This is a genomic window from Clostridium lundense DSM 17049 (assembly GCF_000619945.1).
Taxonomy (GTDB): Bacteria; Bacillota; Clostridia; order Clostridiales; family Clostridiaceae; genus Clostridium_AO; species Clostridium_AO lundense.
In genome coordinates this window covers 1-12,658 of record NZ_JHVC01000041.1, presented here as the reverse complement: position 1 = coordinate 12,658, position 12,658 = coordinate 1, and the positions used below count along the sequence as shown (strand labels likewise).

At 27.8% G+C, this 12,658-nt stretch carries 4 protein-coding genes and 2 riboswitches; all 4 genes read left to right on the top strand.

What is annotated here, in order from left to right; all coding sequences use genetic code 11:
- Positions 1 to 1,536: cell wall-binding repeat-containing protein (locus T514_RS25955; protein WP_084284831.1), on the top strand; the 1,536-nt coding region annotated here is incomplete at its 5' end.
- Between the two features lie 108 nt (positions 1,537 to 1,644).
- Entirely contained in the window at positions 1,645 to 6,642 is a 4,998-nt protein-coding gene (locus T514_RS0121715) for a DUF4430 domain-containing protein (protein ID WP_027626638.1), read from the top strand.
- A 179-nt stretch (positions 6,643 to 6,821) separates the two neighbouring features.
- Positions 6,822 to 7,011, top strand: a riboswitch (cobalamin riboswitch).
- Between the two features lie 198 nt (positions 7,012 to 7,209).
- Positions 7,210 to 11,544, top strand: a complete 4,335-nt coding sequence (locus T514_RS0121710; RefSeq protein ID WP_027626637.1) for a prenyltransferase/squalene oxidase repeat-containing protein — start codon at positions 7,210 to 7,212, stop codon at positions 11,542 to 11,544.
- Positions 11,545 to 11,891: 347 nt separating this feature from the next.
- Positions 11,892 to 12,081, top strand: a riboswitch (cobalamin riboswitch).
- Positions 12,082 to 12,322: 241 nt separating this feature from the next.
- On the top strand, positions 12,323 to 12,658 hold a 336-nt coding region (locus T514_RS0121705), incomplete at its 3' end, for a cell wall-binding repeat-containing protein (RefSeq protein ID WP_027626636.1).

The following is a 12,658-nucleotide window of genomic DNA, read 5'->3' as shown; positions in this document are numbered from 1 at the left end:
TATGGAGCTACAAGATATGAAACTTCACTTAAAATTGCAGAACAACTAGGAAGTGTAAATGAAATTTTTGTAACATCAGCAAATGGATATGCAGACAGCCTTTCAGTTGCAGCAATTGCAGCTAAAAAAGGAGCACCAATAGTATTTACAGATAAAAATGAATTAAAAGGATCAGTAAAACAATATATTAGTAAAGTTAATGGTAAAAAAGTATTTCTTATAGGTGGAAAAGGTGTTGTTTCAGATAATGCTGTAAAAGGAATAAGTAACTTAGAGAGAATAAGTGGACAAGATAGATTTGAAACAAATAAAAATGTATTACAAGGATTTAAGAGTGATATAAATTTTGACAATGTTTACGTGGTAAAGGGAGCAGGTCCAAAAGGAAATGAATTTGCAGATGCCCTTTCATGTTCAGCACTAGCAGCACAAAAGGCAGCACCAATAATATTAACTAATAATGATATAAAATCAGAATTAAAAGATTTTGTAAATAACAATATAATTTCTTCAAGCAATATAACTGCTGTAGGTGGGGAGAGTGTAGTTCCATCAAGTATATTGGATAAATTGGAAGCTAAAGTAGAAGTAACAGAAATTAATAAAGATAATTCAGTTTTTGGAGAAGAAAAAACTGAAAAAGTTATAAATGGAGATTTGTTAATAAAGGGGAATAAGGTAACCTTACAAAATTTAAAGGTTAATGGAGTAATTACAGTAGATCCTGGTGAAAAAGGATCAACAGATATTAAAAATGTAACTGCTAACACTATAGTAGTAAAGTCAGGGGCAGAAAATAGTATTCATTTATTTAACTCTAAAGCTGAAAATTTAATAGTTGATAGTAAAAGAAATGTGAGAGTTGAGTTAAAGGAAAATAGCAGTATAAATAATACTACTGTAAAGAGCAATACAATATTAGATAATATTAAAGGTAACTTTGGTAATGTATTAATTGAGAGTAAAGAAGATGCAGATAAAAATAAAGTAGTACTTAAAGGAAAATTTGATAAAACAGTCCATGTTAATGGTAAAACAAATGTAGACTTTAATGGTGATTTTGCTGAAGTAAAAATAAGTAAAGAAGCAAAAATAAATATAGAAAATGGTTCTAAAGTAGAAAAAATATCAGCTAATAGCAAATGCGATATAAAAATTGAAAGTGGAGCTACTGTAAATAAAGTAGAAAAAGGAAATAACAATGTAAAAATAGATAAAAGTATAAGCAGCAGCTCAGGGAGAGGCAGTAGTTCAGGAGGAAGTAGTGGTGGAAACACAAAACCTGAACAACCTTCAGATAACAAATTTGAAGTAAATAAAAATGGTGACAAAGTTCAAATAAAAATTAAAAATAAAGAAGATGTAGAAGTTACTTTAACAGTATATAATTCAAATGATTCATTAGTATATATTGGACAAGATGTTTTGAAAAATGGAGAGACACAGTTTAATACAGTATTAGAAAATGGAAAATATCATGGTTTTTATAAATTTGAAAATGGTGAAAAGGTTAAGGTAGAATTTGAAATTAAGTGATTTTAATAGTCATTGGATAAAGTAATTTATAAAAAGTTTAATTTAGACTTTTTATAAATTAAATATAAAAGATAATAACAAGAAAATACTATGGAGGAAATATAGTTTATGAATATTAAAAGAAAAAGAATAATATCTTTTTTCATGGCATTTGCTATGATTTTGTCTACATTATTTAATTTTAATTTATTTAATCCTAATATGGTTTATGCTCAGGAGGAGAGTAATGTACAGGCTGCTGTAACAGTAAATGATGCTATAAAAGCAGTAGTTGATTGTATGAATAAAGATTATTATAGTGGTAAAAGTGGTACATTAGATGGAGAAGCATATGCCTCTATGTATAAAGCAGGAGCAAATATAAAAGAAAAGGGATGGAAAGTAAATAAGGATACATCAACAACAGGGTTAAAATATTTAGGGTCAAAAGTAAATCAAGCACTAGCATTAATGGATTTGAATGAAGATCCAACAACATATAAAGATGTAAATTTAATTAGTGATATAACTGAAGAAATAAGCAAGGTAACTTCACCTAAAGGTATGGGTATAAATGAAGTTAAAGCTTTAATTCTATTAGATAGATATAATGAAAAATTTTCAGATAAAAAAGTAAACTATAATGTAGAAAATGCAATTAAAAATTTAATAGGGGCTCAAAAAGAAGATGGTTCAATAAATAATGTGCCTCAAAATACCGCAGCATCAATAGTTGCATTAAATAAGCACAAGGATATAGAAGGCGTTAATGACTGCATAACTAAGGCTTTAGATTATCTTCATAAAAGTCAAAGAGATGATGGAGGAATTTTAAATAGTAAAAGCTTTAATACTAAAATTAATGCTGAATCTGTTGCTTATCTTGTTTTAGCAGGGGAAGATTTAACATCAGATAAATGGACTAAGAATGATAAAACTTCTATAGATGCGTTATTTACTTTATGGAATGGTAAAGGATTTGTAAGTTCTTATGGTTCAAAAGATTATTATTCAATACCTAAGGTATTAGATGCATTAGTATCTCTTAAAGAAGCAGGTTATGGAGATTATCAAATAAAAGGTTCAAAATTTGATAATATAATCAAAGAAGAACCTGAAAAAACTTGTAAAGCTAATATAACTATAGTTTATCCTAAATCAGATAAAAAGTATGATATAAAATTTAAACCTAGTGAAATTGCCATAAGTAGTAAGAAACAGTCAGGACTTACAGTTTTAGGAGCATTGCAGGCAGCAACAGATCAATATGAAGCTAAAGGTACTATGGTTACATCTATTTTTGAAATAAAAAATGAAGGCATGAATGGATGGATGTATTCATTAAATGGAAAAGTACCAGATACTTTTGTAAATGAAACAGAAATTAAAGATGGAGATAAAATCGTTTGGTATTATAGCAAAAATGGAATGGATGGAAAAGTTCCTTCTTATGAAGAAATAGTTAATATTGTTAATGGTTCAAGTGAGCAAGAAAAACCTGAAAAGCCTGAAGAAACAAAAAAAGATGGTAGTGAAATAACTACAATAATAAATGGAGTAATAGATTACTATAACACAGAACATTTTATAACTAATCAATCTCAATTAGTTAATTATGAATACTCCGCTATGTATAAAGCTGAAGCAGACTTAAAGAAAAAGCCTTGGTATTTTGTAGAAAAGTATGAAACTAAATATGATAAGAATTGGAGTTACTTAGGAAGCAAAGTTCATCAAAGCTTAATACTTATAGATCTAGATAAAGATGCTAATGATCACTTAGATAGACATTTAATAAATGAAATATCAGAAACAGTAGATCAAAATAACAGTTATTTTAGACAAACAGACTTACAAGCAGTTATAGCATTAGATAAATATAATGAAAAGTTTAAAGATAAAAAAGTTAATTATGATGTAGAAAAGGCAGTAAAAAATATTTTAGCAGCACAATGTGAAGATGGAGGTTTTAAAGAAAGAGGAAACTCTTCTATTCCAATAAATACAGGATATGCACTAACAGCTTTAAGCAAACACAAAGATATAAAAGGTGTAAATGAAGCTATAGGAAAAGCTTTAACATATTTACAAGGAATACAAAAAGATGATGGTGGATTCTATGATAAAACTTTTGTAACAGGATATCATTCAGAAATTCTTCGTGGAATAATCTCAGTAGGAGAAAATCCAACATCAAAAAAATGGACAAAACCATCAGGTAAGAATCCAGTAGACGCCTTATTTACATTATGGAAAGACAATAATTCTTTTGATGGAATGAAGGGTGAAAGTGTAAATAACAAAGGCTGGGTGGAAGCTACATGGAAAGCATTATATACATTAGTGGAATTAAGAGATGCTGGATATGGTAAATATATAGTAGATGGAGTAAAGGTTAAAGGTATAGATGACGGAGTCAATGAACCAGAAGAAAAAACTTGTAAGGTAAAGGTATGTATTGCTATGCCTGAAAATGGTAAGTATGTGCCATTTGGTAAGTCTGAGGAAGTTACAATAAGTGACAAAAAGCATAATAAAGGTTTTACAGCTCTTGGGGCATTACAAGCAAAAACAACACTTTTCGAAATGATAGGTGATATGGTTACTTCAATATATGGACATCAGAACGCAGGATTAAATGGTTGGATGTATAGTGTAAATGGAGTTGTACCAAATGAAATGGCAGGAAAAGTTTCTGTTAAAGCAGGAGACAAAGTTATATGGTATTACTCAATGAGTAGTATGGAAGGTAAAACACCAACATGGGAAGAATTAACAGGTGAAGATACAAATACAGAAAATACAAAAATAGATAAAGCTATAAATGATGTTAAAGAATACTATAAGGGATTTAATGGATCTTTTGGTAAAGTATATGACTATATAACTGCTATGGCATTAAGATCTTCTGGAGTTGATGCAAGCAAAATAGCTTCTAAAGCCAACATTTATGGTAATAGTAATCTACACAATACTGCTAGAAATCTTATGAGTATAATAGCAATGGGAGAGAATCCTAGAAATTATAAAGACAAAGATTATGTTAATTTAATTTTAAATGATAAAAATAAATTTTATGAGGATAGTTCCTGTGAATATGTTGCAAAAGCTATTATTGCACTTGATATGGCACAGGCTGAGTATGATTCAGAAAAAGCTATAAAAGCTTTGATTTCTAAAGCTCATGATGAGGGTGATGGAAAGTATTCTTTTGGAAGTCAAGAATATGATGAGTGGGCTGATACTTATGAATATAGTGTAAATGTAGATTATACTATAGCAGTATTGACAGCAATTGCAAATCATAAAGATGTAGAGGGCGTCACAGAGAAAATCAATGGAATAAAAAAATATTTAAAAGAATTACAAACAAATAATGGATTTATAAAGCAAAAAACTTCTTGGTCAGAAGAAGAAAGTTGTCATATAACTGCTAACTTAATTCAAGCATTAATAGTATTAGGAGAAAATCCTCTTTCAGATGAATGGACTAAAAAAGATGAAAAAGGAAATAAAATAACTATGTTAGATGCTGTTTTATCTTGCAAGGAAGGAAACAGATTTAAAGGTAATAGTAAGTCAGGAATGGCTAGTGATATTGATACATCAGCTGCTTTTGCAGCACTTGTAGATTTAAGTAAAAATAAATCTATGTATAATGAATTAAGATATAAAAAAGTAGTAAGACCTTCTATTATAAAAATAAAAGGTGAAAGCCAAATTAGTTTAATACAAGGAGAAGAAAGATTACTTATAGCAGAAGCTTTTGATTCTAATGGTATTAAGGTAGAAAATGCTGAATTTGTATGGGAAAGTTCTGATAAAAATATATGTTCAGTTGAAAATGGAAAACTTAAGGCAATAAAAGATGGAAAGACAGATATAATTGTAAAATTATTAAATGATACAAAGGTATTTACAACTATAAATGTTACAGTAACTAAAAATGAAGATTATCACTCTAAAATAGGAAAGGCTTTAGATAAACTTAAAGTTTATTATGATAAACATAATTCTTATGATTATATGTCAGCTTTAGCATTACGTCATATAAGTGATGATTTAAATTTAGATTTGAAAAAGATAGATTCCAATTTAAGATTGTATACAAAAGATTGTGCAATTCATTATGCTAAAAATATAATGGAAATAATAGCAGCTGGAAAAAATCCTGAATGCTATAATAACAAAAATTATATAAAACTATTGGTAGATTCCCAAAATGAAAATGGAGAATTTATAGTAAATAATTCAGCAGATAAAGATAAAATAGTTACTTTGGCTCTTTCAATAATAGCACTTGATATGGCTAATGCGGATTATAATGTTGAAAAAGCTATAAACAGATTAGTTTCTATGATTAAAGATGGAAATCATGGAATAGACGGACTTTATACAGAAGTTGAGACAAAAGCAATAGCAATTACAGCTTTATCTAAGCATAAAAATATAGCTAGTGTTAAAGAAACTATAAAATTATCTTTAGATTATATAAAAGATAATCAAAATGCTGATGCAGGATTTGATCATGCAGGATATGTTAATAATCCATTTGCAATAGGAACAGTTATTCAAGCATTAATAGCAAATGACATAGATCCATTAAGCTGGATTAAAAATGGAAAAACTATGGTGGATGTATTAATAGAACGTCAAATGGATAATGGTGGATTTGAATATAGTGAACACTTACCAAATACTCCTGAGAATGAAATTTTTGATGATTTTAAATGTACAGAAACTGCTTTTGCAGCATTAGCAGATATGTATAATAATAAGTCCATGTATAACGAAATTAAATTAAATATAGTAGAAAAAATAGAAATTAAAAATTTAACAGATGTAAAAGAGTTTAGAGTAGGTAATGATGCAAAAATAACTGTACAAGCTATAAATAATACTAAAGAAGCTAAAAATACAGCTTTAATAGTAGGATTATTTAATAAAGATGGAAAGCTTGCAAACTATGTTGCTGCAAAACAAAGCATAGAATCAGGTAAAACTGTAGAATTAAATGGAATAATAAAGCTTCCAAAGGAAGGAGAATATACAATTAAAGCTTTTGTATGGAATGGATTAGAAGATATGATACCACTTTCAAATGTAATAGAAATACCAGTGAAATAAAAAATTGAAAATTTAAAAATAAAGGGATTTTTTACAAAGTAAAAAATCCCTTTATTTTTGTTTGTAAATTATTCTTTATGAAGAAATAAAATTAAATAAAAGTAAAAATATATATGGAAAAATGTTGAATATGTGAGAAAAATGAAATATAATTATAAATTGTAGAACTTGAAAAAAATTGAATAATTGTTTTGTTAGGTGCTATCTTCAATTGATAGTTAAAAGGGAAAGTGGTGAAAATCCACTGCAGCCCACCGTTACTGTAATGCTGATGAAACCTTAAGTTAAGCCACTGGAATATTAATTCTGGGAAGGTAAGGGAGTAAAGTGAAGCTAAGTCAGGAAACCTGCCTAATAATTGTTGATTCTTTCGGAGGGAAAGATATATACGAGACTTATATAAATATATTTATTGTATTTATAATACAAATATAAGTTTTTGTTATTTTGAGAACCTCTTTTGGTTCTTTTTTTGTTTGTATAAATTTTATATAGGAAAATTGTAATGAAGGGAGGTAAAAGAATAAAGCGATTGAAATGTAATTAATAATTAAGGAGGAAGTGTATATGAGTAATAAAAGAAGAAGGATAATGTCTTTTTTCATGGTATTAATTATGATTTTATCAAGTTTAAATTTTAATCTGTTTAATGATATAAAAGTACATGCACAAGAAGAAAATAAAATTGAACATAGTATGAAGGTTAGGGTTGAAGGACAAAATCATACTCTATTTAATAAAGAAGTTAGTGTGAAAGATGAAGTGTATGTAAAAGATTTAGTTAATAATGCCATAGGAAAAGAAAATGTGGAAGGTATAGATACAAGTTTTATAACAAAGATATTGGGTGAAGAAGGAAAAAGTGATATTGGATGGATGTATTATCTTGTAGATAAAGACAATAAAGTAATAGAGGGAGACGTTATATCAAAACAAGAAATTAAAGATATTCATAAAAAATATTTTAAAGAAATGGTTTGGTATATGGCAAAATGGACAGATGGAATTACCTGTATACCAAAAGTAAGTGTAGATAATTTAGAAAATGAATATAAGATAAAAGTTACTGAACAAAATGTTATGATGGGAATTGATCCAAGACCTGCAAAAGAACTTAATGTAAAGGTTGAAGGAGTAGGAGAATATAAAACAGATGATAATGGAGAAGTTTCCTTTAAAGTAACACCAGGTGATCATAATGTATGTGTATATAAAACTGCAAAGGATTCAAAAGGACAGGAATATCCCGCTATAGTAAGACAAAGTTTTACAGTAGTAGGACAAGGAACAGAAGAAAGTACTAAACTTGAAGAAGTAGTAAAAAACATAAAAAAATATTATGAAAGTAAGGAAGAACTAAGTTATTTACCAATACTTTCTTTTAATCATATAAATGCTTTGGAGAAAAATAATTTTAAATTAAAAGAATCTAAAAATGTAGCTGCTATAGCAGATAATATAATGGGAATAATAGCTATAGGTAAAAGCCCCTATAGCTATGAAGGAATAAATTATGTAGAAAAGCTTGTAAAAGCTCAAAATGAAAGTGGTAAATTTATTATAGGAAATAGAGATGAAAAATCAGTTACTGCACAGGTAGAAGCAATTATTGCATTAGATATGGCTTCAGCGAAATATAATGTAGATAAAGCTTTGGAAGCTATTATAAGTTCAGCTAAAGACGGAAAATATGAAGACATAGATAGTACTACAAAGGTTTTAATTGCACTATCAAAACATAAAGATTTTAAAGGAGTTAATGAATTAATTGATTCTTGTTTAAAAGATTTAAAAGAAAAACAACTAGAAGGTGGAGGATTTGATTATTATGAAATGGGAAATAGCCCTTACTCTACAGCACCTGCTATACAGGCATTAATTGCTTTAGGAGAAAATCCAGTATCAAAAAAATGGACTAAAGGAGGAAGAAACTTATTAGATGCACTAATAACTTGTAAAGTATCAGATAATGGATTTGAAATGGCAGAAGGTATGGGGGGAGGCTTTTCAGATCCTACAGCAACAGAGTTTGCTTTTGCAGCTATTGCAGATATTTATAGACAGATATCCATGTATCATAACTTTAACTTTAAAGTAGAAGAAAAACCAAACCCAATTAAAATAATAAATAATGAAATAGAAGATATAAAGTCTTATTATGAAAAATCACAGGGATACAATTTTAGTACTATACTGGGATTAAAATTAGTAGGAACTAGTGAAGAAGTATTGCAAAATAAAATTGCTTTAAATGACAAAAAAAATTTATTAGCAGCGTCACAAAATGTTATATCCATTGTTGGAATTGGGAAAAATCCAAGAAATTATAATGGAAAAAACTATGTGGAAATTTTGTCTGATACTATAAATAGTAGTTCAAGAGCAAATGTTGAACAATTAAGTTATGCATTAATAGCTTTAGATATGATATCTGGTGATAAAAAAGATATAGATTCTGTTATCCAAAAAATTAAGGGCAAGAAAATTAGTAAAGTATTAGATTGCTCCATAGCTCTTATAGCATTATCAAAGCATAAGGATATAGAAGGAGTAAATGACATTATAACTGCTTGTATAGATAAATTAAAAGTGGAACAATTAGATAATGGAGGATTTACTGCTAGTAAAACTATGTGGGCAAATGGAGACAGCCAAGATACTGCCACAGCAATAGAAGGATTAATTGCAGTAGGAAAAGATCCTTTATCAAATGAATGGACTAAAAATGGCAAAACTCCATTAGATGCTTTATTATCCTTTAAAATGGGAAAAGGTTATATATATGAAAGTAGTATGGGTGCATATGAACAGGATATGTATACATCCTTTGTATTAAGAGCGTTTATAGCATTAAAGGATAAAGAAATAGTGTTTAATAAATTTAATATCTCCTATGATGGAAAGAAGGATAAAACAGAAGACATAAAAAATTCTATAAAAGATTTAAAAGTATATTATAGTAGTAAAGAAAAATATGAATTTAGGGAAGCATTAGCATTAAATTATTCTAGTGAAAATATTTCAGAAGATATAAAAGATATACAGAATAAATATAAGGTAAAAGAAAATCCTGCAAATGTATCAGCATATGCTGGAAATATAATAGGAATAATAGCTAGTGGAAAAGACCCTAAAAAATATAATCGAATAAATTATTTAGAAAAGCTTATAAATTCTCAAGTAAAAGAAGGAGAAAAGAAAGGAAAGTTCATAATTGCAGAAGGAGATGGAGATTGGCCAACAATTCAAGCTTATGCAATTTTAGCTTTAGATATGGCAGAAGCTAATTATGATAAAGAAGGAGCTGTAAAGGCATTATGTGGCATGAGTAATACTGGTATATATAGTGACATAGATACGACAGCCATGGCAATTACAGCATTAGCAGCTCATAAGGATATAAAAGAAGCAGAAGATATAATAAGTTCTTCTATAAAATATTTAAAAGAAAAACAAAATGATAAAGGTGGATATGATGCTTATGGAAAGGTTAACAATCCATGTACAATATCTGCAGTAATTCAAGCTTTAGTAGCTAATAAAATTAATCCATTAAGTGATGAATGGTGGAAAAATGAAAGTAGTATGTTAGATGCATTACTTAGAAATAAAGTAAATGATAATTTTGGCAATGATTTTGCTAATAATCAAGCTTTTATGGCTTTAGCTGATTTATATAAAGGAGAATCTATGTTTTTAAAAGTAAAATTAATAGATAATTCTCCAGTTAAAAAGACTATAGATGAATTAAAAGGATATTATGAAATTAAAGATAAAAAATATAATTATCTTCAAGCTTTAGCTTTAAATAAAATAGGATTTGAAAAAGAAAAAATAGTTTCAGGCATACAGTTTAGAGAGGAAGAACCTAGTTTTATAAATTTTGATACAAAAACTACAGCATATGCTAAAAATATAATAGGAATAATATCAGCTGGATTAGATGCTAAAAACTATAAGGATAAAAACTATGTAGATATGTTAGTTAAGGCACAAAATGAAAAAGGTCAGTTTAAATTAGAAGATGATGATAAAGATTCTATAGAAGCTCAAGCTTACTCAGTAATAGCTTTAGATATGTGTAAACAAAAGTATGATATAAAGGCAATAGAAATATTAAAGGAAGCTGGAAAAAATATAAAAGATAAAAATTTAAGTTATATTACAAGTATAATGCTTGCACTATCAAATCATAGAGATATAGAAGGAGTAAATGACATATTAAACAATTGCGTAAATAAGCTTAAGGAGTACCAAATAGAAGATGGTGGATTTACCTCAAGTATAGATGGTAAAAATGAAAAACGTTCAAATGATACGTCAGAAGCTATACAAGCATTATTAGCAGTAGGGGAGGATGTATTATCACTTCAGTGGAGTAAAAATAGTAAAACTCCATTAGACTCCTTAATGGCATATAAAAAAGGAGATCATTTTATATATAATAGTGCAAAATCAGGATATGCAGAATACACAGATGATTCAAATGGAAAAGCTTTTGCTGCATTAGTAAGTTTATATAATGAAGAATGTATATTTAAAGCATTAAATCCACAAGAACCAAATGGCGAAAAAACAAATGAAAATAAGGAATTTAAAATTAATAATCTAACAGATGTAAAAGAGTTTAGAGTAGGTACTGATGCAAAAATAACTGTACAAGCTATAAATAATACTAAGGAAGCTAAAAATGCAGTTTTAATAGTAGGATTATTTAATAAAGATGGAAAGCTTGTAAACTATGTTGCTGCAAAACAAAGCATAGAATCAGGTAAAACTGTAGAATTAAATGGAATAATAAAACTTCCAAAAGAGGGGGAATATATAATTAAAGCTTTTGTATGGGATAGCTTACAAGATATGACACAAATTTCAAATGTAATAGAAATACCAGTTAAATAAAGAATTGAAATTCGAAGATAAAGGGATTTTTTACTTTACAAAAAACCCCTTTATCCTTTGTTTATAAATTAAGCTTTTCGTAGAATAACAGTGGAAAAGAATCTTTCATTTTCAAGTTTTAATTTTTTATTTTCAATTTAAAAGTTTTAGTGATATTAGCGAAAAAAATCATTTTTAACTGTTAAAGGTCTCTGTTAATTAAAAGAAAGTAAGTATTATCCATTATTTAATCTTTATAAAAGAATAAAATTTATGAAATTAATAGAAAAATAGGTAACATTAAAATATATTATATAAAAAATGTTGAAATAGGAATAATTATATAATATAATTTAGAAGAGAAAAATTGAATATGTATATTATTAGGTGCTACCTTTAATTTGTAGTTAAAAGGGAAAGTGGTGAAAATCCACTGCAGCCCACCGTTACTGTAATGCTGATGAAACCTTAAATTAAGCCACTGGAATATTAATTCTGGGAAGGTAAGGGAGTAAAATGAAGCTAAGTCAGGAAACCTGCCTAGTAATTGTTGATTCTTTCGGAGGGAAAGATATATACACGGCTTATAGGAGTATTTTTATTGTATTTGCAGTAGAAATGTAAGTTTAGGTTGTTTAAGAACCCTTTTGGGTTCTTTTTTTATTATGTTCATATATATTTAGTGTTGCTGAATTGTAATGAAAGGAGGTGAAAAGCATTACATAATACTTAATAGATAAATAATAAATTTTTAAAATCTGTTTATTAAAACTAAAGAAATATAAAAATGGAGGACAATATGAATAAAAGGTTAATGAGTAAAATAGCTATATCATTATTTACTATGACGTCAGTTTTAGCTACAAATTCATCAATGATATATGCTAAGAATGCTAAAAGTAGAATTTATGGAAAAGATAGAATAGAAACATCTATTGAAATAAGTAGAGCAGGATGGAAAGATGGCTCACAAACTGTTGTAATAGCTCAAGGCTATAATTATGCAGATGCATTATGTTCAGCACCTTTAGCTAAAAAGTATAATGCACCAATAATACTTACTTCACAATCAGGATTAAGTGATAATACAGTAAATGAAATTAAAAGATTAAAGGTGAAGAATGTATATATAATA